Here is a 24,668-nt window from a genome sequence, read left to right on the forward strand (position 1 = left end):
TCCCCGAATGCGGTCCGGGAATGCGGGCCTGGCTGACCCGCCGAGGGGAGGACGAGGTGGCGTACCCGGACATGCCCTCCGCCGGCGGCGTGCGCCGCTACGCGGTCGCCGGTGCCCCGCTGCTCTGCGACGCCCGGGAGCACGGCCTGGTGGGCGACGGCGAGACCAACGACCAGCCGGCCCTGGCGGCGCTGGTGGACCGCCTCGGCGACGCGTACGCCGCCGACGGCCGGGTCCGGATCATCCACTGCCCGCCGGGGGTGTACTCGATGCGGGACTCGGGCACCGTCTGGCGTTCCGGGGTGTCGCTGATCGGGGCCGGCCCGGGGGCGACCCGCTTCGTGCTCAGCAACGCCGGCAACCGGGCCGATCCCGCGCCGCTGGCCTTCCACACCGCGCAGCAGCACGGGGCCGGCCGGGAGCGCCACCTGGCCGACTGCACGTTCGCCGACTTCGAGATCGACGGTTCGGGCGTGGCGTCGGCGGACTACAACCCGCTGGCCAAGGGTCTCGGCCTGCAGTACGTCGTCCGGGGCGTGTTCCGCAACCTGTACATCCACCACACCGCCGCCACCGGCCTGGGCTGCGACTTCCTCCAGGACTGCCTGATCGACGGGGTGCTGGTGGCGGGCTGCGGCCGGCTGGACAACGGCACCGAGATGGGCGGCGCGGGCATCGGCATCGGCGTCGGCGGCTGGGGCAGCGTCGAACGGTTCAACATCGTCAACTGCAGCGCGGTGGCCAACGCGACCAACGGGATCTTCCTGGAGTTGCAGGAGGCAGGTCACCTGCGTCCACGCGGGGTGCGGATCATCGGCTGCCACGCCCAGGGCAACCGGTTCGGCATCTCCGACTGGGGCGCGAACGGCCTGATCGTCTCCGCCTGCACGATGACCGGCAACCTGGAGGCGGGCTTCCACGTCTCGGCGAAGGGCACCACGCACACCGCCGGGCGGGGTGGCCTGCTCACCGACTGCGTGATCGACGGCAACCTGGGTGACGGGGTCAGCATCGGCAACACCCCGGGCCCCTACACGATCCGCGGCAACCGGATCAGCGGCAACGGCCGGTACGGCTACCACCAGCGCAACCTCGGCGGCGTGGAGGAGCGGATCGCCGAGGAGATCGTCATCGAGAGCAACGACTTCTACGGCAACAGCGCCGACGCCGTCCGCATCGACCGCCCGCTTCGCGACATGATCCTGGTCGGTAACCGGATCCGCAACAACGGGCGGCAGTGCGCGCCGGCGATGAGCGGGCACGGCGACTCGGTGCGCTACAGCGAGCGGAAGGTGGTGGACCGGCGGGCGACCTGGCCGAACGACGGTCACCGGGGCAAGGTGGTGCGTGTCGGCGATGGGATCGCCATGGTGGCCGCCAACGACGACACCGAGCTGACGCTCGCGCCGATCCGCCCCGACGCCTCCAGCGGGTGGAGCGGGGGCACGCCGCTGCCGGGAACGCCGTACGAGCTGCCGGCCGGCCCGCCGGTGCGGGCCGGCATCACGATCAACGCGGCGGTCGACTCGGCCACCATCCGGGGCAACCGGATCTGGGACAACAAGCACCCGAGCACCCAGAACCACGGCCTCTGGATCACCGACGAGGGCAGTTGCGTGGACTGCCGGGTGGAGGACAACGACCTCGCCGGCAACGCCGACTCCGCCATCCGCATGGACACCCCGCCGGTCGGCGGCCGGTGGGAACGCAACCACGGCGACGACGACTGGACCTGAGCCGGCGCCACGCGGGTGGCCGAGGTCGGCCCGGGCGTTGCCGTCGCCACCGGCACGAGGCCGGGGCGGGGCACCGGGGGTGGGTCGGGTGGGAACGGCGCGGGGCGGCGCAACCGGGACGCGGCGGCATGGCCGGGCTCCGGCGGTGCGGGTCCGGGCGATCCCGGACGGACCCGGAAACGAGGTCGCCCGGACTCATTCCGCACAGTCCGGCAAATGCCTCCCATAATTGCTTTTCCCTTTTCGCCGAAAATTGCGCGCCCATCCGGGGGGTATGGAGAGAATGTGGCGGAGGACGCCAATTAACGGGGGGACGCATCATGAAGTTGAGGCGGCGACTGACGGTTCTGGCCGTGACCATCGCGGCCACGCCGTTGGCCCTCGGCGGGTGCACCGCCGACCGCAAACCGGGTGCCGGGCCGGCCGAGGGCCGGGCGGCGGCCCCGGAGCTGGCCGTGACGCCCGCCGACCGCGCCCGCGAGGTGCCGGTCAGCGCCGAGGTGGGGACCGTCGTCAAGGGTGGACGGGTCACGTCGGTCCGGATCACCGACGACAAGGGCGCGCAGATCAAGGCGGAGCCCCGGGAGGACGGCTCGGGCTGGGTGCCGAGCCGGCCGTTGCAGCCGCGGCGCACCTACACCGCGGAGGTGACCGCCACGGGTGACTCGGGGAAGACCACCACCCGGAAGACCACCTTCACCACGATGCCGAAATCGTCGAAGCCGGAAATCACCAGCACGTTGTATTTCGCTGGCAACCGGACGTACGGCACCGCCATGCCGGTGACCGTCGCCTTCGACCCGCCCATTCCGAAAGAGGCCAGGGCGGACGTGCAGCGCCGATTGTTCGTGAAGACCGACCCGCCGCAGCCGGGCACCTGGTCGTGGGTGTCCGACGGCAGCCAGGTCTATTACCGGGCCCCCGATTTCTGGCGCCCGGGCACCACGATCAGCGTCCGGGCCGGGCTGGAGGGCCTGCCGATCGGCAAGGACCGGGTCGGCGACTCCGACCGGACCGCCACTTCCAAGATCGGCCGGCAGGTGGCTCTGGAGATCGACAACGCGACCAAGCAGATGTCCGTGGTGCGCGACGGCAAGGTCGTCCGCAAGATCCCGGTCAGCATGGGCAAGCCGAGCACGCCGACCTCCAGCGGCAAGATGGTGATCATGGAGAAGCACGAGCAGACGACGTTCGACACCCGGGGTTCGGCCGACCCCTACGTGGTCGATGTCGAGGACGCCCAGCGCCTCACCTGGGGCGGTGAGTTCATCCACGCGGCGCCGTGGTCGGTGGGGGACCAGGGCAACACGAACGTCTCGCACGGCTGCACCAACGTCTCCAACGAGGCCGCGGACTGGCTGATGGGCGTCACGCAGGTCGGCGACCTGGTCACCATCAAGGGCACCGAGGTCGAGTTGAACGAGGGCAACGGCTGGACCGCGTGGAACGTCGGCTGGGACGAGTTCGCCAAGGGCAGCGCGCTGCCGGTGCCGGCCGGGCTCCGGCCGGCCCCGTCGCAGGCCCCGCACCCGGGCGCCGTGGCCGGGGGCTCGCCGGTGCCGGCGCCGTCCGTCCGCGGCGGCTGACCCGGCCGTACGCACACCGGGGACCGGTCCGCCGCCAGGCGGGGCCGGTCCCCGACCTGCCGAGCCGGCGGGGCACCGTGTGGCACCCGTCGGCTCTCGACGCCGGGCGGCGGCGCGGGTGGGCCGGAGCTCATCGCGGCGGTGCGGTCCTCCTCCCTGAGGAGGATCAGGGAGGCCCTCGGGGGTGACCCTGGGTGGACCCGGATCCCGTCCCTGGGCAGGGCGGAAATGTCGGTGGTGGGGGCTAGATTCGTCGGCATGGGGCAGCGTGAGGACAGGTTCCACGTCGAGGTCAGCGTGGACGACTACGTGGTGGACGTGCGGGCGATCGGCGAGGTCGACATCGCCACGGTCGCCGCGTTCCGCTCCGCGCTCTGGGCGGCCCCCGCCCGGCCGGTGCTCCGGCTGGATCTCTCGGGCGTCCGCGTGCTCTCCGCCGCCGGGGTGCGGGCGCTGGTCGCCGCGCACCTGCGCATCCGCGCCCGGGGCGGCGAGTTGGTGCTGCTGCACCCCGGCCCGGTGGTCGCGCGGGTGTTGCGGGCCACCGGCCTGCACCGGGTCATCCCGATCGTCGACGCGTGCGCCGACCGGGAGCTCGTGGCCTGCTGACCACCCCCGGCCGATCGGGTGCGTGTGCGGCCCGGACCCCGGCCGATCGGGTGCGTGTGCGGCCCGGGACCGACCGTGCGTGCTGCGGGTCGGCCCCGGGCCCGTGCTCAACGGCTCAGCGCACGCCGACCAGGTCGACGACGAAGACCAGGGTCTCGCCCGGCTTGATGACGCCACCGGCGCCCCGGTTGCCGTAGCCCAGGTGCGGCGGGATGGTCAGCCGGCGCCGGCCGCCGACCCGCATGCCCACCACGCCCCGGTCCCAGCCGGCGATGACCTGCCCGGCGCCGAGCCCGAATTCGAACGTCTCGCCCCGGTTCCAGGAGGAGTCGAACTCGCGGCCGGTGGAGTGCGCGACCCCCACGTAGTGGACGTCGGCCAGCTGCCCCGGCTGGGCCTCCGGTCCCTCGCCGACGGTGATGTCCTCGATGACGAGATCGGCGGGCGGCGCGCCCTCGATCGGGCCCACCTCGGGCTTGCCGGAGCGGGCGCCTGCTGCCTGGTTCATACGGGAGTCTCCTGCCGTTTCGGTCCTGATGTCCCGGTCACCATCCTGCCGGATGGCGACCGGCCGGCGCGCGGCGGTCCCGGGGAGCCGCCCGCCCGCGTGCGTCGGCGTATCGGCGATGCGCGAGGCCTCGACGCCGCCGGGCGGGAAAGCCGGGGCCGGCCAGGCGCGACGACTTGGGCGTACGCACGGACCAGCGGGCGTCACCGGTGGTGACGCCGGCTGGGTGAGGTGCCGGACCAGGTCAGCGGAGCCAGGGGAGCCGCCGGACGAGGGGGAGCTTCGCCCAGGCCGCGCCCAGGCCCAGGGTGGCGCCGGCGTTGACCAGCGCGAGACCGACCAGCAGGGCCGCGTTGAGCAGGTGGTCGTCGATGAAGGGGTTGTTCTCGGGGGGCAGGACGACCGTCCACATCATCACGTAGAGCACCACGCCGGCGACGGCGGCGACGCGCATCCCGATGCCGAGCAGCAGCGCCACGCCGATCGCGGCCAGGCCGGCCATGAAGAGCACGTCCGCCCAGGCGGCCCCGGCGATGCCGTTGTAGAAGCCCTTGAAGGGGCCGGCCGCGCCGAAGGTCAGGAAGCCCTTGGTGGGGCTGCCGCCGTTGAGCCAGGCGTTCTTCGCCTCGGTGGCGTGCCCCAGGCCGAAGACCTTGTCCAGGAACGCCCAGAGGAAGGTCCAGCCGAGGGCGATTCGGATGCCGGCGAAGACGTACCGGGTCGCACGCTCCCGGGTGGTCTCGGCGGGGTGCCGGGTCCGTGTCGCAGGGGCGATGGTCCCGGCGGTGATCCGTTCGGTCGTGGTCATTGTCTCCACGTCCCTTCGTGTGCCTCGCACCGCGCTTCCCGGTGGCATCTTCATTGGACACCCGCCGACGCTCGCCGGGCAGGGCCGACCGGGCCCCGTCGGACCGGGACCTTGGGCCCCTTCCGCACCGGTCCACCCGGCCGTGCCGACCCGGTCTCGCGACCCTGACCCGGCGGGCGGTCGCGGCCATACCGTCGCAGGTGCCAACGGCAGGGAGGTCGTGATGAGGACGTGGCAGGTGGGCGACGTGATGACGCGGGACGTCGCGACGGTGGGGGAGGAGACCCCCTACCGCGAGATCGTCGACGCGCTGGTCCGGCGGGGCATCAGCGGCGTGCCCGTGGTGGACGGGTTCCGCCGGGTGCTCGGCGTGGTGTCCGAGTCGGATCTGCTGCACAAGGTGGAGCGGGCCGGGCACCCGGACGAGCGGCGGATCTTCGAGGGGCGGCGGCGCCGCAGCGCCCGGGAGAAGGCCGACGCGCTGCTGGCCCGCGAACTGATGACCGCGCCGCCGGTGACCACCTGGCCGGAGGCGACCATCTCCGCCGCCGCGCGGCAGATGGACCGGGAGTCGGTGAAGCGGCTGCCGGTGCTCGACGATCTGGGCCGGCTCGTCGGCATCGTCACCCGGGGCGACCTGCTGCGGGTGCACCTGCGTACGGACGCGGAGATCCGCGAGGACGTGGTGCAGGAGGTGCTGCGCCGGGTGCTCGCGGTGCGGGACGGCCTGGTCACCGTCCAGGTACGCGACGGTGAGGTGACGCTCGACGGCCGGCTGGACCGGCGCAGCGCGGTCGAGCTGGCGGGGCGGCTGGCCGGGCAGGTCAGCGGCGTGGTCCGGGTGACCAGCACCATCGCGTACGACGTCGACGACCGCACGCTCGTCGAGCGGGACGAGGGCCGGGCCACCCCGGTGGCCTGACCGGCGACGCCCGGGTCCCGCCGTCCGGGCGGGGCCCGTCGGCGTGCCGTCCGCCCGGGCCCGCGCTCCCCTCCGGCCGACGGCAGCCGGCACCTGAGGCCCGGGAGCCGGCGGGCAGCGGCGACCGGGCCTGGCCGGCGCCCGCCGACTTGCCCGGATGGCCGTCTGCCGGTGGGCGGCTCGCCTAGGCTCGGGGGCGGGCGCGGGGTGGCTCCGCCGCCGAGCCCCGCGTCGCGGGACCGCGCCCGCGCCGGAGCCGCCGGGCATGCGGCGCGCGCCGGGAGCGGAGCCGCCCTGTCCCGTCGCGGGTGGGGAGGGCGCCGGGTGGACGAGGCGACGTTCGCGGCGCCGCTGTGGGCCTGGGCGGCAGTGGGCGCGGTCATCGCCGTCATGCTGGCCGTGGACCTGCTCTCCCACCGCGACAACCACGTGATCGAGTTGCGCGAGGCGCTGGTGTGGAGCGGCGTCTGGATCACCGCCGGGCTCACCTTCGGCCTGCTGGTCTGGCTCTGGTGGGGCGGCGAGCCGGCCGTGGCGTACTTCTCCGGCTACCTGCTGGAGAAGGCGCTCTCGGTCGACAACGTCTTCGTCTTCGCGCTGCTGTTCGGCTACTTCCGGGTGCCCGCCGGTTACCAGCACAAGGTGCTCTTCTGGGGGGTCGTCGGGGCCCTCGCGTTCCGGCTGGCCTTCATCTTCGCCGGTGCCGCGCTGCTGGAGCGGCTGGCCTGGGCCGGGGTCGTGCTCGGCGCCTTCCTGGTCTGGACCGGGTGGCGGCTCGCGGTGCGCGGCGAGCCGGACGTCGAACCGGATCGCAACGTCGCGGTCCGGGTGTTCCGGCGGCTGGTCCCCACCGAGCCGCGCTACCACGGCGGCCGGTTCACCGTCCGGGCCGACGGCCGGCGCAGGGCCACCCTGCTGCTGGTCGCGCTGATCGCGATCGAGGCCACCGACGTGGTCTTCGCGATCGACTCGGTGGCGGCGATCCTGGCCATCACCACCGACACGTTCCTGGTCTGGACGGCGACGGCGTTCGCCGTGCTCGGGCTGCGCAGTCTCTACTTCTGCCTGGCCGGGCTGCTGCGGCACTTCGGCTACCTGCGGTACGGGCTGGCCGTGCTGCTGGCCTTCGCCGGGGCGAAGCTGATCCTGGCCGAGACGCCGGTGGGGAAGCTGCCGGTCTGGCTCACCCTCGCGGTGGTGGTGCTGACCCTGTCGGTCGCGATCGGCTGGAGCGTGCTCGCCGCCCGTCGGGAGCGCCGGCACGCGGGCGCCTGACCCGACCGGCGCGTCGACCGGCCGGGCGACGTGCCCGGGCGGTCAGCCCGGCCGGACGACCGGGGCGGCGAGCTGGGCGGACAGCAGGGCGGGCGCCGCGGCCAGGGACGGGCCGTACCAGGTGAGGTGCCGCCCGGAGAGCAGCGCGCACGGGACGCCGGGAAACGCCTCCGGCCCGTCGTCGGCGGTGAACCGGTACGGCTCGTCCGGCAGCACCACCAGCTCCGGCTCCCGGGCGCGCAGCTCGTCGAGGCTCGGTCGGGGATAACGTTCGGCGTCGTCGGCGTACAGGTTGGTGACGCCGAGTCGGCGCAGCACGTCCCCGGCGAACGTGTCGGCGCCCAGCACCACCCACGGGCGACGCCAGACCGGCACCACCGCCCGGCGGGGCGGCCCGGCCGTGGGCGGGGCGGCCCACGCCCGGCGGGCCGCCGCCAGCCACTCCGGCTCCGCCGGCGCGCCCAACTCGCGGAGCAGGTCGCCCAGCTCGGTCAGGGCCTCGTCGACGGTCCGCGGGTAGGTGACCCGCACCGGCACGCCGGCCGCGGCCAGGGCCTCGGCGTCGACGCGGCGGTTCTCCTCGACGTTGAGCAGCACCACGTCCGGTCGTAGCGCGAGCACCCGGTCCAGGTCGGGGTACTTGCTGCCGCCGACCCGCGCCACGTCCAGCCCCGCCGGGTGGGTGCACCAGTCGGTGGCCCCGACCAGCAGGTGGGGCAGGGTCAGCGCCACCGCCTCGGTCAGCGACGGCACCAGCGACACGACCCGCACCGCGCACCCCCTGTCGACAACCGGTTCCGCTCGATCATGCCCCGGCGCCGGGGGAAAGCCACTCCTGCCGGGTCAGCGCGTACTCGACCTCGCCGTGCTCCGCCCCGTCGATCATCTCCGGCCAGTCCCCGACGTACGTGCGCACGAAGCGCAGCCCGGACTTCTCCATCACCCGGCGGGAGGCCGCGTTGACGGTCATCGTGTTCGCGGTGACCCGTTCCACGCCCAGCTCGGTGAAGCCCTTGTCGACCAGCGCCCGGCAGCCCTCGGTGGCGAGGCCGCCGCCCCAGGCCGCCCGGCGCAGGCGGTAGCCCAGCTCCACCTCGCGGGCGTCGAGGTCGCGCGTCGGGCGGAACTCGAACCAGCCCAGGAACTCGCCCGACCCCCGGCCCAGGGCCGCCCACCAGCCCAGCCCCGGCGGCCGCCGGTAGTGGGCGAGGATCCGGGGCAGGGTGCGCTCCCGGACCACCTCCGGCGGGGTGGGACGCCCGCCGGTGAGGTATCGCATCACCTCGGGGTCGCCGTCCAGCTCGACGAGGAGTTCCGCGTCGTCGGGGGTGAACTCGCGCAGCACCAGCCGGTCGGTGCTCAGGAAGAGTGTCACCGGCCCATCCCATCGGGCGGCCCCGGCCGGCTCAACCGAATTCCCCGCCCGTGCCGCCCCGCCGCACCACCCCGGCTCCGGCCATGATCGACGGCCTAGACTCGCCCCGGGCCGACTCGTCGGCCCGGGGCGACGGCAGGACGGATCACACGCATGACGAGCACCGGTGGCGGGGACGGTTCCTGGCTGCGCGCGGTGACCGGGGACGGCGGTCGCGGCCCGCTGCTCACCCGGGCCGGCCAGCTCGTGTACGGCGCCCGCCGCCTCGGCGAACTCGCACACCGGCGTCCGACCGGCATCACCGGCCACCAGTGGAGCACGGCCACCCGGGAGGGCTACGACTTCGTCGTCTGCGCCGCCGACACGGCCCGGCCGGTCTTCGCCGTCGAGGTCGGCCCGGTCGCGCCCGCCGGCTCCGCCGGGCAGCGCGCCGAGCGGATGAAGAACGTGGTCGCCGAGGCGGTCGGCCTAGCGGTGCTGCGGATCGGGTCGCCCACGCTGCGCGCCGACGAGCACGGGCGGCGGATCGTGGCGTACGTGCTCGACGCCCGCGCCTACACGGCGCTCGGCGCGGGGGAGCCGGAGGCGGGGGACGTGCCCCCGCTCGGGTTCCGCGACATCTTCGGCCGGCTGCCCGACGGGCGGACGGGCCACGTCAACGACCTCGGCGCGTTGGCCCGGGCCGCGGCGGTCGACGCGTACGTGTCGCGGAGGCTGGTGGACCCGATCGTCCGGGGGCTGCACCTGACCTGGCGGGGCGGGCCGGCCGAGGGGTGGAGTTGGGTCGAGGTGCGTCCCGGTGCCTGTCTCGTGGAGCGGGTGACGGTGCACGAGCAGCGGGTCTCCGCCGGCGTGGACCCGGCCCGCCTGGCCGAGGACCTGGCGGCGATGGCCGTCGGCCAACGGCTGCGCGAGCTGGAGACGGCCGAGCCGGTCCTGACGCCCCGCGAGGAGCTGCTCGCCGACATCCGGCTGCTCGAATCGCGGCGCGACGAGATGGCGCACGGGTTCGCCTTCGCGCACCTCTGCGCGGACTGACCGCCCCCGCGCCGCACGGGCGTACCCCGGGTCCCCGGCCGTCGTCAGGCCAGCGCTGCCGCCGTCCGGCCGGGGGCGGCGGCCGAGGTGGCACCGGCCCGCAGGGCCTCGATCCGCCTGGCCCGGGGGCGGACCGCGAGGAGGTTGCCGGCGGCCACCAGCAGGGCCAGACCGAACAGGCCCAGCCAGAGGGCGTCGGTGGAGAACCGGGCGGCGACCAGCCCGCCGAGGGTCGGCCCGGCGAAGCTGGCGAAGGCGTAGCCGAGCGAGTAGACCCCCTGGTAACGGCCGCGCTGCGCCGCCGGCGACAGGTCCGCCGTCAGCGCCGAGTTCGCCGGGGTCATCAGCATCTCGCCGAGCGTCCAGACGGCGACCGTGAACGCGTAGAACCACACCGCGTCGGCCAGCGCGGTCAGCGCGAAGCCGGCGCCGACCACCACGACGGCGGCGGCGATGGTGCGGGACCGGTCGAAGCGGCCGACCAGCCGGGGCACGAAGAGTTGCCCCAGCACGATCATCAGCCCGTTGACCGCGATGACCGGCCCGTACGCCGACGCCGGCAGGCCGTCGGCCTGCAACGCGACGGGGAGCATCACGCTGCCCTGGATGCAGAGCCAGGCCAGCCCGGTGAGGGCGGTGAAGGTCAGGAAGACCCGGTCGCGCAGCACGGTGCCGAGCCCGCCGGAGTCGGCGCGGGTGAACTGCCCGACGGTGACCGGGGCGGGGCGCGACTCGGGCACCTTCAACCCGATCAGCGCGGCGGTGCCGAGCAGCACCGCCGCGTTGACCACGAACAGCAGCAGCGGATCGGCGCGGACCAGCAGGCCGGCGACGGTCGCGGCGACGGCGAACCCGATGTTGATCGCCCAGTAGTTGAGCGTCAGGGCGCGCAGCCGGTCCCGCTCGCCCACCACGTCGATGATGGTGGCGGTGAAGGCCGGCCGGGCGACGCCGAGGAAGAGCCCGAGCAGGAGGGTGAGCGCCGCGACCGCCGTGGGGTGGTTGCTCAGGCCCAGCGACACCGCCGCGGCGGCGGCGGCCACGTTGCCGACCAGCATCGCCGGCCGCCGCCCCCACCGGTCCGCGACGACCCCGCCGAGCACGCTCCCCGCTGCGCTGCCGGCCCCGTGCAACCCGATCACCACTCCGGCGTACGCGGGGCTGAAGCCCCGCACCGAGACCAGGTAGACGCCGAGGTAGATGGCGACGAAGCTACCCAGCCGGTTGATCAGCGTGGCCGTCCAGAGGTACCAGAACGTGCGGGGCAGCCCGCCGGCCGTCTGGCTCCACCAGCGCGTCATCCGCCACCCCCGAGATGCGTTTGCGTAATGCCCGACAAAGCTGTCGCTCATTACACTCCGGGGGTGCGACGGTCTCGGGTCGCGCGGGCACGAATCGTGGCGGTGATCACGCGCGGCCGGAGCCGCCCGGGTCACCACCGGCCGCTTCGCCGCCCGGGTGGGTTGCCGGTCCTCGGGCGGATCCCGTTTCCGTCCGACGCGGAATCCGCCCGGCGCGGCCACTCGGGGGTCGCCCGGCGACAGTCGGGGCCGCTCGGCGAATGCGCCGCCCGCGAATGCGTCCGCCGCCGGACGCGGGCCGTGCGAATGGGCGGCCGTGGGAAAAGACCGGCGGGGCCCCGCTGATTCCGCAGCGTGACCCCGCGTGGACGCGAGCGTGAACCCGGCGCCAGGTCAGCGGTTCTTGTACGCCTCGGCGACCTCGACCGGGATGCGGCCGCGCTCGGAAATCTTGTAGCCGTTCTTGACGGCCCATTCCCGGATGGCCCGGTTCTGCTCCCGGTCCATTCCCGCGCCGCCCGGGGTGCCCGCCCGGCGGGGCGCCCGCCCGACGTCGACGGTGCCGCGCCCGATCCGTCGGCCAGCGCTGATGTACGGGTCGAGAGCCTTGCGCAGCACGCCCGCGTTCTCGTCGGAGACGTCGATGGTGTACGCCACGCCGTCCAGACTGAACTCGACGGTCCGGTCGGCCTTTCCGCCGTCGAGGTCGTCGGTCAGAACAGTGATTACTTTTCTCGCCATCGCCAATTACTCCCTGTGTGGGGCGGGGTGTGGTCAAAGTTTGACCTATCGCACGGCAATTGCGCAACAATACGCGTCGTTTTCATTTCGGCGGGTCGCGTTATCGCGGGAAATCGGCGCGGCCGGCGCAAAGGCGGGGGAGTTCGGTCGCCCAGCATGCCGGCGTGGCGAGGCGGCCGGTGGCGCGGGGAAGTGGTCTGGGTCACAGTGCGGAACAAGGGGAACGCTTTGTTACTTGAGTTGGACACGCTCAACTCAACGCGATAGCAGGTGTTCGATGGCAACTCTTCCGGTACTGCCCCTGACCGACGCCGTGCTGCTGCCCGGCATGGTCATCCCGGTGACCCTCGACCCGACCACCCAGGCCGCCGTCGACGCGGCCCGCGCCACCGGCGAAGGCAAGCTGCTCGCCGTTCCCCGCCTCGACGGCGAGTACGGCCCGGTCGGCGCGGTCGCCACCATCGAGAAGGTGGGCCGGCTGCCCAGCGGCGAACCGGCCGCCGTCGTCCGCGGCCTCTCCCGCGCCCGCATCGGCTCCGGGGTCCCGGGACCCGGCGCCGCCCTCTGGGTCGAGGCGACCGAACTCGACGAGCCCGCCCCCGCCGGCCGCGCCCGCGAACTCGCCCGCGAGTACCGCGCCCTGATGACGTCCGTGCTCCAGCAGCGCGGCGCCTGGCAGGTCATCGACGCGATCGAGCGGATGACCGACCTCTCCGAGCTGGCCGACTCCGCCGGCTACGTCTCCTGGCTCAGCCTCGCCCAGAAGACCGAGCTGCTCGCCGCGCCGGACGTCACCGCCCGGCTGGAACTGCTCGTCGGCTGGGTGAAGGACCACCTGGCCGAGCAGGAGATCGCCGAGCAGATCAACACCGACGTCCGCGAGGGGCTGGAGAAGTCCCAGCGGGAGTTCCTGCTCCGCCAGCAGCTCGCCGCCATCCGCAAGGAACTCGGCGAGGACGAGCCGGACGGCTCCGCCGACTACCGGGCCCGCGTCGAGGCCGCCGACCTGCCCGAGAAGGTCCGCGAGGCGGCGCTGCGCGAGGTCGGCAAGCTGGAGCGGGCCAGCGACGCCTCCCCGGAGGCGGGCTGGATCCGCACCTGGCTCGACACGGTGCTGGAGATGCCGTGGAGCACCCGTACCGAGGACAACACCGACCTGGCCGCGGCCCGCGCGGTGCTCGACGCCGACCACGCCGGCCTGGCCGACGTGAAGGACCGCATCCTGGAGTACCTCGCGGTGCGCAACCGGCGGGCCGAGCGGAACCTGGGCGTCGTCGGTGGCCGCGGCTCCGGCGCGGTGCTCGCCCTGGCCGGCCCGCCCGGCGTCGGCAAGACCAGCCTCGGCGAGTCGGTCGCCCGCGCGCTCGGGCGCAACTTCGTCCGGGTCTCCCTCGGCGGCGTCCGCGACGAGGCCGAGATCCGCGGCCACCGCCGCACGTACGTCGGCGCGCTGCCCGGCCGGATCGTGCGCGCCCTGCGCGAGGCCGGCTCGATGAACCCGGTCGTGCTCCTCGACGAGGTCGACAAGCTGGCCGTCGGCTACTCCGGCGACCCGGCCGCCGCCCTGCTGGAGGTGCTCGACCCGGCGCAGAACCACACCTTCCGCGACCACTACCTGGAGGTCGACCTCGACCTCTCCGACGTGCTCTTCCTGGCCACCGCCAACGTGGTGGAGACCATCCCCGGCCCGCTGCTGGACCGGATGGAGCTGGTCACCCTGGACGGGTACACCGAGGAGGAAAAGGTCGCCATCGCCCGGGACCACCTGCTGCCCCGGCAGCGGGAGCGGGCCGGGTTGACCGTCGAGGAGGTCGGCGTCGGCGACGACGCCCTCGCCCGGATCGCCGGCGAGTACACCCGGGAGGCCGGCGTGCGCCAGCTCGAACGGTCGCTGGCGAAGATCCTCCGCAAGGTCGCGGTGGCCCTGGCCACCGACCCGGCGCCGGTCCGCGTCGACGCCGACAACCTCGCCACCTATCTCGGGCGGCCGAAGTTCACCCCGGAGTCGGCGGAGCGGACGGCGGTGCCCGGCGTGGCGACCGGCCTGGCGGTCACCGGCGCCGGCGGCGACGTGCTCTTCATCGAGGCCACCAGCATGGAGGGCGAGCCGGGGCTGACCCTGACCGGCCAGCTCGGCGACGTGATGAAGGAGTCCGCGCACATCGCGCTGTCGTACCTGCGCTCCAACGGGCGCCGGCTCGGGCTGGACCCGAACGCCCTCGCCGGGCGGCGGATCCACCTGCACGTGCCGGCGGGCGCGGTGCCCAAGGACGGTCCCAGCGCCGGCATCACCATGGTCACCGCCCTCGCCTCGCTGGCCGGCGGCCGGCCGGTGCGGCCCGAGTTCGGGATGACCGGCGAGGTGACCCTCTCCGGCCGGGTGCTGCCCATCGGCGGGGTGAAGCAGAAGCTGCTCGCCGCCCACCGGGCCGGCCTGACCGAGGTGATCATCCCGGCCCGCAACGAGCCGGACCTCGACGACCTGCCGGCCGAGGTCCGTGAGGCGCTGACGGTCCACACCCTCGCCGACGTCGCCGACGTGCTCGCCCTGGCGCTGCGCCCCGCCGAGGTCGACGCGGACGCCCTGGGCGGCCAGGCGTTGACCGCGGCCTGACCGGCCCGTCGCCCGGCGGCCCCCGACGCCCCGCGGGCGTCGGGGGTCGCCGCGTGTGCGGGGCCCGCCGGTCAGGCGCGGCCCAGCCCGAGCCGTCGGGCGTACCGCCCCATCGTGCGGGACAGCCGGGCCGGTGCGGAGTCGGGCGCGGGGATCCCTATCGGGCGGACCCGACCGTTGTGCAGCGCGGTGAACCGCCATCCGGTCGGCGTCCGCACGGCGACCAGGGTCTGGCGGGACAGCCGGCGCCGGGGCAGCCGGGTGCGCCAGGGCATCAGCACCGAGCCGGTGCCGTGCACGACGGCCACGTCGGCGGTCACCGCCCGGATCGACTCCACCTCGCCGACCAGCGCCGATCCGGCGAGTACGCCCCGGAAGAGCCGGTCGTGCGCGTCCTGCATCGGTGCCCGCCCGGCCGCCCGGGTGCCGTCGTACGACACGTAGTCGGAGTCCTCGGTGAAGCAGGCGCCGTACGCGACCGCGTCGTTGTCGGTCCACGCCCGCAGCAGCCGGTCGAACAGCTCGCGGATCTCCCTGCGGTCGTTCTCGGTCATGGTCACTCCCTGCTAAAGTTCGACTGTCGAAATCTAAGCTAGCAGGAAGATTCGAATGTCGAAAAGTGAGCTGGTGTACCACGTGGCCCGGGAGATCCGGCTGCTGCAGCAGAGCTTCGACGCCTTCGACGAGGCGGCCGCCGGCCGGCTGGGGATCAACCGGACGGACCTGCGGGCGCTGGACGTCGTCCTCGGCCGCGGGCCGGTGACGGCCGGCGAGTTGACGGCGGCGCTGCGGCTCAGCCCGGCGGCCACCACCACCGTCATTGACCGGCTGGAACGGGTCGGCCTGGTGGCGCGTACCCGGGACGCCGCCAACCGGCGTCGGGTGCTGGTCGAGGCGACCGAAGCGGCCCGGGCGGCCGAGCGGAGGATCTACCGGCCGGTCGGCGAGGCCGGCCTGCGGGCGCTGACGCGGTACGACCGCGGACAGCTCGAGACGATCGTCGACTTCCTCACCACCGCTCGCGCGGTGCAGCAGGAGCACGCCGAACGGGTGGCCACGGAGCCGGCCGGCTGACCGCTGCGCGGACGCGACGAGACCCCCGCCCGGAACAGCGGGGGCCTCGGTGCATCAGTGCTGCCGGGGTTGCCGGTGGGGACGGTGTCGTCGTCAGCGCCGGTCGCGCCGGTCGCCGAAGTCGCGGTCGCGGCGCTCGCGCCGGTCGGCCCCGTCGAAGCGGCGCTCGCCGCCGCCGTCACCGTCACGATCCCGGCGTACGGTCGCCTTGCGGCCCTTGATCGTGCTGCCGCGCAGCCCCGCGATCACCTCGTCGGCCACGGCGTAGGGCACCTCCACCAGCGAGAACCGGTCGGCGATCTCGATCGAGCCGATGTCCCGGCCGCTGACCCCCGTCTCGCCGGTGATCGCGCCGACGAGGTCCTGCGGCCGGACCCCGGCACGCCGGCCGAGGCCGATGAAGACCTGCGTGGTGCCGCCGGTGCGGGGCCGGCCACCGCCGCGCCGCTCGCCCCGGCCGCCGCCCTCCGGCCGCCCCTCGCGCGGAGCCCGGACCGGGACCTGCGGGATCTCCTCCTCGTCGTCGGCGCCCGGCGAGGTCGCCTCGTGCGCCAGCTTCACCGCCGCGAGCGCCACCTCCACCAGGTCGAACTCGTCGGTCAACGACTCCACGATCGCCCGGTACGGGTCGAGGTCGTCCTCCAGCAGGCTCTCCCGCAGCGCGCCCTGGGTCAGCTCCAGCCGCCGGGTGCGCATGTCCGCCACCGTCGGGATCTTGTCGATGGTGATCCGCTGGCCGGTGACCCGCTCGATGGTCTTGAGCATCCGGTGCTCGCGCGGCTCCGCGAGGGTGATCGCCACGCCCTCCCGCCCGGCGCGGCCCACCCGGCCGATCCGGTGCACGTACGACTCGGGGGCCGACGGCACGTCGTAGTTGACGACGTGGGTGAGCTGCTCGACGTCGAGGCCGCGGGCGGCCACGTCGGTGGCCACCAGCAGGTCCGCGGTGCCCGTGCGCAGCCGGCCCATCACCCGGTCGCGCTGCTCCTGGCTCATCCCGCCGTGCAGCGCCTCGGCCCGGTAGCCCCGGCCGTTCATGGTCTCGGTGAGCCGGTCGACCTCCTCCCGGCTGCGGCAGAAGACGATCGCCGCGGTGGGGGACTCCACGTCCAGCACCCGGCCCAGCGCCGCCGGCTTGTGCGCCCGGGCGACGATGTACGCGCTCTGCCGCACCCGGGGCGCCTCCCCGGCCACCGGCTGCTCCCGCGCGATGAGGATGCGCACCGGGTCGGTCAGGTGCTGGCGGGCCAGCCCGTCGATCCGCGCCGGCATCGTCGCCGAGAACAGCACCGTCTGCCGCTGCGCGGGCGTGTGCTCCAGGATCGCCTCGATGTCCTCGGCGAAGCCCATGTCGAGCATCTCGTCGGCCTCGTCGAGCACGACCGTGGCCAGCGAGCCCAGGTTGAGCGTGCCCCGGGCGATGTGGTCCAGCGCCCGGCCCGGGGTCGCCACCACCACGTCCACGCCCATGTCCAGAGCGCGCAGCTGCCGGCCGATCGGCTGGCCGCCGTAGATGGGCAGCACCCGGGTGCCCAGGTCCTTGCCGTAGCGGTGGAACGCCTCCGACACCTGCACCGCCAGCTCCCGGGTCGGGACCAGCACCAGCGCCACCGGGTCGCCGGGCCGCTCGTCGGGCATCCGCTGCAGCAGCGGCAGGGCGAACGCGGCGGTCTTGCCCGTACCGGTGGCCGCCTGCCCGAGCAGGTCCCGACCGGCCAGCAGGGGAGGGATGGCCTCCCGCTGGATCGGCGTGGGCTCCTCGTAGCCGAGGGCGGACAGCGCGCCCAGCAGCTCGGCGCGCAGCCCGAGATCCGCGAAGGCGGTCGCCTCGTCGGGGGCGTCCGGGGAGGGGTCGGTCGGTGGGTCGTGCCGTACGGGTGCGGAACTCATGCGGCAAGCTTTTCATCATCACCGCCCGGCGGTTCCGCCGACCGGCACAAGAGCCCGTCGGGGTGGGTCGCCGCCCCGTGTCGGCGACCCACCCCGATCGGGGGGTCAGCGGCTCAGCAGGGCCAGCACGACCGAGAGCCCGACGACCGTGTCGAAGACCGCGCACCACTCGGCGTAGCCGCGCGGGACGACCCGGTTCGCGCGGTGGTGCACCACGTCCCAGGCCGCGTGTCCGAGCCAGCCGGCGGCCACCAGCCAGCCCGCCAGCCCTTGGTCGACCACGGTGGCGACCAGCGCCAGCGCTGCCCAGCCGGCCAGCCCGGCCAACTGGAGGACGAGCATCCGGCGCTCGCCCAGCTGCCCCGGCGCCGTGCCGATGACCAGGTATGCCGCCGGCAGCGCCAGCAGGAACAGCGCCGGGGGCACCCACGGGGAGAGGAGCATGTCCAGCGTTATCAGCAGGGCGAGCCCGGTCGGCCAGCGGCGCGCCAGCGCCGCGACCAGCCGGTGCCGCGGAACCACGCGGGCGGCGGCCGGGTGCCGGGCGTACTCGGCCCGCCGACGCAGCACCGCGAGCGCCATCGCCGGGAGCATCAACAGGTGGCTGCCGAGGAGCAGGGCGTCCGCGCCGACCAGCCCGGCCCGGAACGGTACGAACAGCACCAGCACCGGCAGGTACATCGCCACGGTCATCTCCCCGACGGCGGCCCAGGAGTGTCTCCGGTACCGCATCCACACCGCCATGCCGACGCTCATGTCCGTCGCCATGAGCACGGCGCCGACGTCGGCCCGTCCGAGGTCCGGGGAGAAGCCGAGCGACGTGCCCACGGCCGCGCGGAGCTGCCCGAGCAGCAGCATTCCGGCGATCATGGCCAGCGCCATCTCCAGCAGGTGCCGCAGCAGCGCGGCGCGCGGTTGCGCGCGACCGACGTGCGGTGTTGTCGGGTTGGCGTTCGCCGTCGTCTCCGTCATGCCATCGAGCCTGCGCGCGGGCGGGCGCGCCGGACACCCGCGCCGTGTCACCGGTCGGCCGTGCGGAACGCACCGCCGATCCGTGCATCCCGCGTACGGCGGTGGGCCGGTGTCGCGCCCTACCATTCGGACCGTGGCGTTTGACCCGACGGTGTCCGGACCGGACCGGCGCCTGCGCCGGGCCCGGGCCGGCGCGACGGCGTCCCTCGCCACCGGGGTGGCCTCCGGCCTGTTCCTGCCCGCGGTCGGGCTGACCCGGGAGCCGTCGGGCCTGCGGGTGGCGCTCGGTGCGGTCGGGCTCGCCGCGGTCGCCGTGGTGCTGGCGGTGGCCCTGTACGCGACCGTGACACCGGACGTGGCGGAGCGGGTCCGCCGCCGCTGCCGCGTGGCGTTCGCCGCCGTGGCGGTGCTGAGCGTCCCGCTGGTGGCGCCGGTCGCTGCCGGAGCGTGGCCCACGTGGGCCTGGCTGGGCGCGGCGGTCGTCGGCGCGGTGCCGCTGGTCGCCCGAGCGCGGATGGTGGTCCCCGTGGCGGCCGCCACCCTGCCGGTCGCCGCGGCGGTGGCGACGGCGACCGGGACGCCCGTGGGCCGGTCCCTGGTGATCAGCGGCGGCGTCGGCCTCGGCATCGCCGCGGTGAACGGATTCCAGGTGTGGTTCTGGGAGTTGCTGGTGCAGGCCGGCCGAGGGCAGATCGCCCAGGCGAGCCTCGCGGCGGCGCAGGAGCGGCTGCGCTTCGCCGGCGACGTGCACGACCTGCTCGGGCACCACCTCACCGTCATCGCGCTGAAGGCCGAACTCGCCGCCCGGCTCGCGGCGACCGACGCGGAGCGGGCCGGCCGGGAGGCGGCCGAGGCGCAGCGGCTGGCCGCCACCGCGCTGACCGAGCTGCGCCGCACGGTGCACGGCTACCGCCGCGTCGACCTCGCCGAGCAGGTCGCCGCGGTCGGGCAGGTGCTGCGCTCCTCCGGGGTGCGGTGCACCGTGGTGCCGCCCGCCGGCGAGCTGCCGGCGGAGGCGGCCGCCCAGCTCGCGGCGGTGCTGCGCGAGGCCGGCACCAACGTGCTGCGGCACAGCCGGGCCGGCTGGTGCCGGATCGAGATCGACCAGGAGGCGGAAGTGGCGCGGATGACGGTGACCAACGACGGCGCGGGCGCGGCCGGCGCGCCCGACCGGCACAGTTACGGCCTGCGCGGGCTGGCCGAGCGGCTGGCCGCCGCCGGCGGGGAACTGCGCACGTACCGGGAGGACGGCGTCTTCACCGTCGAGGCGACCGTCCCGACGGCGTCATGATCCGGGTCCTGCTCGCCGACGACGAGGAGCTGATCCGGGCCGCCCTCGCCGCCCTGCTCGACCTGGAGGAGGACCTGACGGTGGTGGCGCAGGCGGCCGACGGCGGGGCCGCCGTGACCGCCGCCCTGGCGCACCGCCCCGACGTGGCCGTCGTCGACCTGGCGATGCCCGGCCCCGACGGCTTCCAGGTCGCCGCCGAGCTGGCCCGGGTGCTGCCGTCCTGCGCGGTGGTGATCCTCACCGGCCAGGGTCGGCCGGCACACCTGGCCCGCGCGCTCACCGCCGGGGCCCGCGGGTTCCTGCCCAAGGGCGCGCCCGGCGGGGCGCTCGCCGACGTGATCCGGCGGGTGCACGCCGGCGGCCGGTACGTCGACCCGGCGCTGGCCGCCGACGCGCTGACCATCCCGCCGTGCCCGCTGACCCCGCGCGAGCTGGACACGCTGCGGCTGGCCGAGGACGGCGCCTCGGTTGCGGTGGTCGCCCGCCGGGCCCACCTGTCCAGCGGCACGGTCCGCAACTACCTCGCCGCGGCGGTGCAGAAGCTCGGTGCGACGAGCCGGGCGGAGGCAGCGCGGACGGCCCGGGACAACGGCTGGCTCTGACCGGGCCGCCCGCGACCGGTCGGGTCGAGGCGGCGCACGGCGACGGCTGGCACCGGCCGGGCCGCGGATAGCCTGGCGGCGTGCGTACGGTCGAACTGGTCTGCTCGCCCGGCCTGGAGGCGGCGGTGCGCGGGGCGTGCGTACAGGCCGGACCGCCCCTGCTGCGAGAAGCTCCGGCCGGCGGGCCCCCCGCCGCTCCTCGACGGCAGGGGCCCCGACCCGATCAGCGGTGGAAGCGCACGTAGTCGAACCGCGCGGTGAGCGCCGGCTCGGCGCCGCCGTGGGCGACCAGCCCGATCCGCGGGGTGGTGTCGGCCGGGAAGGTCCACACCCCGCCCCACGTCCAGTTCCGCCCGTCCCGGCTGGAGCCGGCCCGGAACTCGTGCTCGCCGGTGGCCGGGTCGACCCGGTGCGCCAGCCGCAGCCAGGTGGTGGTCGCCGGGGTGCCGACGATGTTGCCGCCGTAGACCGGCCGGCCGGCGAAGGGCAGCTCGTAGCCGTACTCGACCTGGCGGGTGTTCCAGATGGCGACCTGCGCCAACCGGGCGAAGCGGTCGTCGTCGACGTAGGCGACCAGGCCGGCCTGCTGGTAGTTGCGCACGGTCTCCTCGCCGAGGTCGAGCGTCACCTTCGTCTCCACGACGTAGTCGCCCGTCGGCGCGTCGCGCAGCAGCACGCCGGCGTTGTTGCCGGTGCCGGTCAGGTCGGCGCCCTGCACGGGCCAGCGCAGCGCCCCGCCGGACACGGTGGCCGCCGGGTCCGGCCGGACCCACCGCCACGCCGGGTCGAGTCCGTCGGTGAACTCGTCGGAGAACGCCGGCAGCAGGCCGCCGGCCCGGGGCTCGGGCGCGGCGTGCCGCACCGGCCGGTGCAGCCGGGCGACGCTGACGTTGTCGAACCCGGCGGCCCCGCCGGTGGCGGTCAGCGCGATCCGGCCGACGACCGGCCGGTCCAGCCGCAGCGACAGTGCCGCCACCTGGTCCCCGAGCCGGGCCGGGCTCAGCTCGGCCGTGAGCTGCCGGCCGCGTACCTCGACGGCGAGGTTGTGCCCGGCCGCCGAGTCGAAGCCGGCAGGCAGCGGCGCGCTCGCGGTGCGGGCGCCGTCCCGGGCGACCAGCCTGCCGGCGGCGGTGTCCACCCGCACCGCGACGCGGTCGCCGAGGGTGAGCCCGGCCGCCCCGGTGGCGGCGGGCCGCAGGTCGACCTCCGCGCGCACGTCCCCGCCGACGGTCGTACGGCCGGTCAGCGTGCCGCTGCCGGTGAGCCGGCCGTCGGCGACCCGCCAGTCCCCGACGGTGCCGCGCCAGCCGGCGAGACCGGCGTCGAAGCGTTCGTCCACCCGGCCGGTGGTGACCGGTGCGGGCCGGGCGCCCTCCGACGGGCCGGCGCCGGCGTTCACGGTCGGCCAACCGTCGATCCAGTCGAGGCGGTCCAGCAGCATCGGCCGCTCGTTGATGCCGAACGGCTCGTCCAGGTACGGGTCGGCCCGGTCGATGGCGTGGTAGACGATCCAGTCCTGGCCGGACAGGTCGGTCAGGAAGCCGTTGTGGCCGGTGCCGATCCAGCGGTTGCCGTTCTGGGCGAGCACGGGGGTGCCGCCGGCCCGGGAGGCGGTCAGCGGGATGCCGTCGCGGTCCACGAAGGGCCCGCGCGGGCTGCGCGATCGGCCGACGTGGACGGAGTAGCCGGTGGCCGGACCGGCACAGCAGTTGGCGGTGGAGGCGAACAGGTAGTACCAGCCGTCGCGGCGCAGCACGTAGCTGCCCTCGAACTTGTTGTCGACGGCGACCGGCGTCGGCGCGTCGACGGCGCGCAGCCCGTCGGGGGAGAGTTCGGTGACGGAGATGCCGCCGTAGTAGCTGCCGTAGTAGAGGTAGTGCCGGCCGTCGACGTCGGTGAACTGGCTCGGGTCGATGGTCCACAGCCAGCCGCCGCCACCGCCGGGGCGGGGCGCGACCACGGGCTTGTCGGCGAAGGTCCACGGGCCGGTCGGGGTGGGCGCGGTGGCCGCGCCGACGGCGAAGTCGCCGCCGTCGGGGGAGACGGTGGTGTCGGTGACGGTCACGTACATGACCCAGCGGTCGCCGACCCGGCGCACGTCGGGGGCCCAGAAGCCGGCGCCGGGCGCCGCGTACGCCGGGCGCTGGTCGGCGCCGAAGGCGTCCCCGACGTACGTCCAGTCGACCAGGTCGGCGGAGCGGGCGGTGGGCACCCGGTGGAAGGTCCCCTCGCCCTCGCGCAACGGATCGGTGGTGCCGTACGCGTACCAGAAACCGTCCTCGCCACGGACGACCACCGGGTCGGCGAAGGTGTCGGCGAACCCGGCCGAGACCGGGTTGCGGTAACGGGTGTCGGGCGCGGCGGCGGCCGGCGCGGACGCCGTTCCGGCCAGGGCCAGACCGATGACGGCGGCGAGCGCGCCGGCGCGGCGGAGATGTCCCATCAGACCTGCCTCGGGTGGGGAGAAGTCGACCTGGATCACTGGGTCCGTTTCTACAACGTTGGATACAACGTTGTAAAGGCGCGGGCGACGCTTCGGTGGGCACCGGAACGTGCCCGTGCCAGCATGGGTGCGTGACCACCACCGCCACGGACGGCCCGACCCTGGCCCGGCTCGCCGCCCTGCTCGCCGACGACACCCGGGCCCGCATCTGCCTGGCCCTGCTCGACGGCCGGGCGTGGGCGGCCGGCGAGCTGGCCCGGCTCGCCGGGGTGGCGCCCTCCACCGTCAGTGACCACCTCACCCGCCTGGTCCGGGGCGGGCTGCTGGTCGAGCAGCGGCAGGGGCGGCACCGCTACGTCCGGCTCGCCGGCCCCTCGGTGGCCCAGTTGATCGAGGACCTGGCCGGCCACGCGCCGGCGCGGCCCCGGCCCGTCCGCTCGTTGCGCGCCGCCCGCGCCGACGCCGCCCTGGCGTACGCCCGCACCTGCTACGACCACCTGGCCGGCCGCCTCGGCGTGCTGCTGCGGGACACGATGCTCGACCGCGGGCTGCTCGACGGCGCCGACGGCCTGGCGCTGACCCCGGCCGGGCTGGATTGGCTGGACGGGCTCGGCGTGCCGGTCGCGCCGCTGCGGGCCGCCCGCCGCCCCCTGATGCGCGACTGCCTCGACTGGACCGAACGCCGCCCGCACCTGGCCGGTGCGCTGGGTGCCGCGCTGTGCGACCGCTTCTTCGAGGTGGGCTGGCTGACCCGGGGCGGTGGCCGGGCCGTCCGGCTGACCCAGGCCGGCGGTCCCGCGCTGGCCGCCGCGCTCGGCCTCGCCCCGGCCGACCTGGCGCCCGCCGCCGCACCGGAGACCGGCGGCGGCCGGGCCTGACCGGCCCGCGTCCGCCCGACCCGGGGTCCGTGCCGCCCGGCGGGGGCCGACGGTTCGGCGGAAACGAAGGAATCCGGCTGCGGCGCCGGTGCCGGACGGCCGCCGCCCCGGTGACGTACCAACCGCACGCGCTGCCGTGCGTCCCGACGAGTACCGAGGTGGGAACCCCGATGAACGAGCGCTGCGCCGCCTTCCACGCCCTGCACCACGCCGACCGGCCGCTGCTGCTGCCCAACGCCTGGGACCACGCCAGCGCCGCCGCGTTCGCCGCGCGCGGACACCCGGCGGTCGGCACCACGAGCCTCGGGGTCGCCGCCGCCGCCGGGCTGCCGGACGCGGCGGCGGCCACCCGGGCGGAGAACCTCCGGCTGGCCCGGGCGCTGCGCGGCCTCCCGGTGCTGCTGAGCGTCGACGTGGAGGCGGGCTGCGCCGACGACCCGGCGGCCGTGGCCGACCTGGCGGCCGAGCTGGCCGCCCTCGGGGTGGTCGGGATCAACATCGAGGACGGCCGGGCCGACGGCACCCTCGACCCGCCGGCGCTGACCGCGGCCAAGGTGGCCGCCGTCAAGGACGCGGCGCCGGCCCTGTTCGTCAACGCCCGCACCGACACGTGGTGGCTGGGGACGCCCGACCCGCTGCCGGCGACCCTGGCCCGGGCCAGGGCCTACGCGGATGCCGGCGCCGACGGGATCTTCGTGCCCGCAGCACCGGACGCCGACACCATCGGCGCCCTCGTCGCGGGGATCGACCTGCCGCTGAACGTGCTGTACCGCCCGGGCGGGCCCACCCTCGACGAGCTGCGGGCGCTCGGCGTGGCCCGGGTGAGCACGGGCTCGCTGCTGTTCCGGGCCGCGCTCGGCGCCGCCCTGGACGCCCTGGACGCCGTCCGGTCCGGCACCGCGCCGCACCGGGAACCGCCCTCGTACGCCGAGGTGCAGCGGTTGAGTGCCGCGTCCCGGCCCTAGCCGTTCGTGCCCGCCCACGCCCCGGAGCCGCCCCCTAGGA

At 75.2% G+C, this 24,668-nt stretch carries 22 protein-coding genes; 12 read left to right on the forward strand and 10 right to left on the reverse strand.

Annotation, left to right across the window (positions count from 1 at the left end):
• The first annotated feature begins 71 nt into the window (after window positions 1–71).
• The 3 genes from AB0G14_RS19935 to AB0G14_RS19945 all read left to right on the forward strand — a co-directional run bounded on the left by AB0G14_RS19935 (window position 72) and on the right by AB0G14_RS19945 (window position 3,931).
• Complete coding sequence (locus tag AB0G14_RS19935; protein WP_357699479.1) at window positions 72–1,736, forward strand: right-handed parallel beta-helix repeat-containing protein; 1,665 nt, start codon at window positions 72–74, stop codon at window positions 1,734–1,736.
• Window positions 1,737–2,056: 320 nt separating this feature from the next.
• Window positions 2,057–3,322, forward strand: coding sequence for an Ig-like domain-containing protein (locus tag AB0G14_RS19940; RefSeq protein ID WP_357699381.1), 1,266 nt, complete (start codon window positions 2,057–2,059; stop codon window positions 3,320–3,322).
• 258 nt (window positions 3,323–3,580) lie between these two features.
• Window positions 3,581–3,931: an STAS domain-containing protein gene (locus AB0G14_RS19945; RefSeq protein ID WP_357699383.1), complete on the forward strand. Its 351-nt coding sequence runs from the start codon at window positions 3,581–3,583 to the stop codon at window positions 3,929–3,931.
• 115 nt (window positions 3,932–4,046) lie between these two features.
• Here AB0G14_RS19945 and AB0G14_RS19950 read toward each other — a convergent pair whose 3' ends face one another.
• Together AB0G14_RS19950 and AB0G14_RS19955 are read right to left on the reverse strand one after the other, a co-directional pair.
• Complete coding sequence (locus AB0G14_RS19950; RefSeq protein WP_357699385.1) at window positions 4,047–4,439, reverse strand: FKBP-type peptidyl-prolyl cis-trans isomerase; 393 nt, start codon at window positions 4,437–4,439, stop codon at window positions 4,047–4,049.
• Between the two features lie 244 nt (window positions 4,440–4,683).
• Window positions 4,684–5,256, reverse strand: coding sequence for a hypothetical protein (locus AB0G14_RS19955; protein WP_357699387.1), 573 nt, complete (start codon window positions 5,254–5,256; stop codon window positions 4,684–4,686).
• 214 nt (window positions 5,257–5,470) lie between these two features.
• Here AB0G14_RS19955 and AB0G14_RS19960 point away from each other — a divergent pair, with 214 nt between their 5' ends.
• Window positions 5,471–6,169, forward strand: coding sequence for a CBS domain-containing protein (locus AB0G14_RS19960; RefSeq protein WP_357699389.1), 699 nt, complete (start codon window positions 5,471–5,473; stop codon window positions 6,167–6,169).
• A 324-nt stretch (window positions 6,170–6,493) separates the two neighbouring features.
• A complete protein-coding gene (locus AB0G14_RS19965; RefSeq protein WP_357699391.1) occupies window positions 6,494–7,444 on the forward strand; it encodes a TerC family protein in 951 nt (316 codons plus the stop codon).
• A 42-nt stretch (window positions 7,445–7,486) separates the two neighbouring features.
• Here the strand turns inward: AB0G14_RS19965 and AB0G14_RS19970 are convergent, their stop codons facing one another.
• Both AB0G14_RS19970 and AB0G14_RS19975 read right to left on the reverse strand, forming a co-directional pair.
• Entirely contained in the window at window positions 7,487–8,215 is a 729-nt protein-coding gene (locus AB0G14_RS19970; protein ID WP_357699393.1) for a helical backbone metal receptor, read from the reverse strand.
• Window positions 8,216–8,249: 34 nt separating this feature from the next.
• A complete protein-coding gene (locus tag AB0G14_RS19975; RefSeq protein WP_357699395.1) occupies window positions 8,250–8,819 on the reverse strand; it encodes a GNAT family N-acetyltransferase in 570 nt (189 codons plus the stop codon).
• Between the two features lie 153 nt (window positions 8,820–8,972).
• Here AB0G14_RS19975 and AB0G14_RS19980 point away from each other — a divergent pair, with 153 nt between their 5' ends.
• Entirely contained in the window at window positions 8,973–9,857 is an 885-nt protein-coding gene (locus tag AB0G14_RS19980; RefSeq protein ID WP_357699397.1) for a hypothetical protein, read from the forward strand.
• A gap of 44 nt (window positions 9,858–9,901) precedes the next feature.
• On the opposite strand, the gene AB0G14_RS19985 is transcribed toward AB0G14_RS19980, so the two are convergent.
• Together AB0G14_RS19985 and AB0G14_RS19990 are read right to left on the reverse strand one after the other, a co-directional pair.
• Window positions 9,902–11,158: an MFS transporter gene (locus AB0G14_RS19985; protein ID WP_357699399.1), complete on the reverse strand. Its 1,257-nt coding sequence runs from the start codon at window positions 11,156–11,158 to the stop codon at window positions 9,902–9,904.
• 393 nt (window positions 11,159–11,551) lie between these two features.
• Window positions 11,552–11,899, reverse strand: coding sequence for an Lsr2 family protein (locus AB0G14_RS19990; RefSeq protein ID WP_357699401.1), 348 nt, complete (start codon window positions 11,897–11,899; stop codon window positions 11,552–11,554).
• Between the two features lie 277 nt (window positions 11,900–12,176).
• Between AB0G14_RS19990 and lon the strand changes: the two genes are divergently transcribed.
• On the forward strand, window positions 12,177–14,513 hold the full coding sequence (gene lon / locus AB0G14_RS19995) for an endopeptidase La (RefSeq protein WP_357699403.1): 2,337 nt from the start codon (window positions 12,177–12,179) through the stop codon (window positions 14,511–14,513).
• Window positions 14,514–14,584: 71 nt separating this feature from the next.
• On the opposite strand, the gene AB0G14_RS20000 is transcribed toward lon, so the two are convergent.
• Window positions 14,585–15,067 carry an SgcJ/EcaC family oxidoreductase gene (locus AB0G14_RS20000; RefSeq protein ID WP_357699405.1) on the reverse strand — a complete coding sequence of 161 codons (483 nt, stop codon included), beginning with the start codon at window positions 15,065–15,067 and terminating at the stop codon, window positions 14,585–14,587.
• Between the two features lie 55 nt (window positions 15,068–15,122).
• On the opposite strand from AB0G14_RS20000, the gene AB0G14_RS20005 reads away from it, so the two are divergent.
• Complete coding sequence (locus AB0G14_RS20005; RefSeq protein ID WP_357699407.1) at window positions 15,123–15,587, forward strand: MarR family transcriptional regulator; 465 nt, start codon at window positions 15,123–15,125, stop codon at window positions 15,585–15,587.
• 93 nt (window positions 15,588–15,680) lie between these two features.
• Here the strand turns inward: AB0G14_RS20005 and AB0G14_RS20010 are convergent, their stop codons facing one another.
• Window positions 15,681–17,477 (reverse strand): DEAD/DEAH box helicase, encoded by a 1,797-nt coding sequence (locus tag AB0G14_RS20010; RefSeq protein WP_357699409.1) that lies wholly within the window; start codon window positions 17,475–17,477, stop codon window positions 15,681–15,683.
• Window positions 17,478–17,582: 105 nt separating this feature from the next.
• Window positions 17,583–18,449: a hypothetical protein gene (locus AB0G14_RS20015; RefSeq protein WP_357699411.1), complete on the reverse strand. Its 867-nt coding sequence runs from the start codon at window positions 18,447–18,449 to the stop codon at window positions 17,583–17,585.
• 133 nt (window positions 18,450–18,582) lie between these two features.
• Between AB0G14_RS20015 and AB0G14_RS20020 the strand changes: the two genes are divergently transcribed.
• Complete coding sequence (locus AB0G14_RS20020; RefSeq protein ID WP_357699413.1) at window positions 18,583–19,740, forward strand: histidine kinase; 1,158 nt, start codon at window positions 18,583–18,585, stop codon at window positions 19,738–19,740.
• Window positions 19,737–20,342 (forward strand): response regulator transcription factor, encoded by a 606-nt coding sequence (locus AB0G14_RS20025; RefSeq protein WP_357699415.1) that lies wholly within the window; start codon window positions 19,737–19,739, stop codon window positions 20,340–20,342. Before AB0G14_RS20020 ends, AB0G14_RS20025 begins: the two co-directional genes overlap by 4 nt.
• 223 nt (window positions 20,343–20,565) lie before the next feature.
• Here the strand turns inward: AB0G14_RS20025 and AB0G14_RS20030 are convergent, their stop codons facing one another.
• On the reverse strand, window positions 20,566–22,785 hold the full coding sequence (locus AB0G14_RS20030) for a family 43 glycosylhydrolase (protein ID WP_357699418.1): 2,220 nt from the start codon (window positions 22,783–22,785) through the stop codon (window positions 20,566–20,568).
• 131 nt (window positions 22,786–22,916) lie between these two features.
• Between AB0G14_RS20030 and AB0G14_RS20035 the strand changes: the two genes are divergently transcribed.
• Both AB0G14_RS20035 and AB0G14_RS20040 read left to right on the forward strand, forming a co-directional pair.
• Window positions 22,917–23,663: a winged helix-turn-helix domain-containing protein gene (locus tag AB0G14_RS20035; protein ID WP_357699420.1), complete on the forward strand. Its 747-nt coding sequence runs from the start codon at window positions 22,917–22,919 to the stop codon at window positions 23,661–23,663.
• 170 nt (window positions 23,664–23,833) lie between these two features.
• Entirely contained in the window at window positions 23,834–24,628 is a 795-nt protein-coding gene (locus AB0G14_RS20040) for an isocitrate lyase/phosphoenolpyruvate mutase family protein (RefSeq protein WP_357699422.1), read from the forward strand.
• The last annotated feature ends 40 nt before the right edge of the window (window positions 24,629–24,668 follow it).

Source organism: Micromonospora sp. NPDC023814 (genome assembly GCF_040639595.1).
Taxonomy (GTDB): Bacteria; Actinomycetota; Actinomycetes; order Mycobacteriales; family Micromonosporaceae; genus Micromonospora.

What these genes read in the sequence shown, in the direction of transcription:
- AB0G14_RS19985 (WP_357699399.1), bottom strand. Translation starts at nt 11,158, where the DNA reads ATGACGCGCTGGTGGAGCCAGACGGCCGGCGGGCTGCCCCGCACGTTC.
- lon (WP_357699403.1), top strand. Translation starts at nt 12,177, where the DNA reads ATGGCAACTCTTCCGGTACTGCCCCTGACCGACGCCGTGCTGCTGCCC.
- AB0G14_RS19980 (WP_357699397.1), top strand. Translation starts at nt 8,973, where the DNA reads ATGACGAGCACCGGTGGCGGGGACGGTTCCTGGCTGCGCGCGGTGACC.
- AB0G14_RS20005 (WP_357699407.1), top strand. Translation starts at nt 15,123, where the DNA reads ATGTCGAAAAGTGAGCTGGTGTACCACGTGGCCCGGGAGATCCGGCTG.
- AB0G14_RS20015 (WP_357699411.1), bottom strand. Translation starts at nt 18,449, where the DNA reads ATGACGGAGACGACGGCGAACGCCAACCCGACAACACCGCACGTCGGT.
- AB0G14_RS19945 (WP_357699383.1), top strand. Translation starts at nt 3,581, where the DNA reads ATGGGGCAGCGTGAGGACAGGTTCCACGTCGAGGTCAGCGTGGACGAC.
- AB0G14_RS20025 (WP_357699415.1), top strand. Translation starts at nt 19,737, where the DNA reads ATGATCCGGGTCCTGCTCGCCGACGACGAGGAGCTGATCCGGGCCGCC.
- AB0G14_RS20030 (WP_357699418.1), bottom strand. Translation starts at nt 22,785, where the DNA reads ATGGGACATCTCCGCCGCGCCGGCGCGCTCGCCGCCGTCATCGGTCTG.
- AB0G14_RS19990 (WP_357699401.1), bottom strand. Translation starts at nt 11,899, where the DNA reads ATGGCGAGAAAAGTAATCACTGTTCTGACCGACGACCTCGACGGCGGA.
- AB0G14_RS19960 (WP_357699389.1), top strand. Translation starts at nt 5,471, where the DNA reads ATGAGGACGTGGCAGGTGGGCGACGTGATGACGCGGGACGTCGCGACG.
- AB0G14_RS20010 (WP_357699409.1), bottom strand. Translation starts at nt 17,477, where the DNA reads ATGAGTTCCGCACCCGTACGGCACGACCCACCGACCGACCCCTCCCCG.
- AB0G14_RS19940 (WP_357699381.1), top strand. Translation starts at nt 2,057, where the DNA reads ATGAAGTTGAGGCGGCGACTGACGGTTCTGGCCGTGACCATCGCGGCC.
- AB0G14_RS19950 (WP_357699385.1), bottom strand. Translation starts at nt 4,439, where the DNA reads ATGAACCAGGCAGCAGGCGCCCGCTCCGGCAAGCCCGAGGTGGGCCCG.
- AB0G14_RS19935 (WP_357699479.1), top strand. Translation starts at nt 72, where the DNA reads ATGCCCTCCGCCGGCGGCGTGCGCCGCTACGCGGTCGCCGGTGCCCCG.
- AB0G14_RS20000 (WP_357699405.1), bottom strand. Translation starts at nt 15,067, where the DNA reads ATGACCGAGAACGACCGCAGGGAGATCCGCGAGCTGTTCGACCGGCTG.
- AB0G14_RS20040 (WP_357699422.1), top strand. Translation starts at nt 23,834, where the DNA reads ATGAACGAGCGCTGCGCCGCCTTCCACGCCCTGCACCACGCCGACCGG.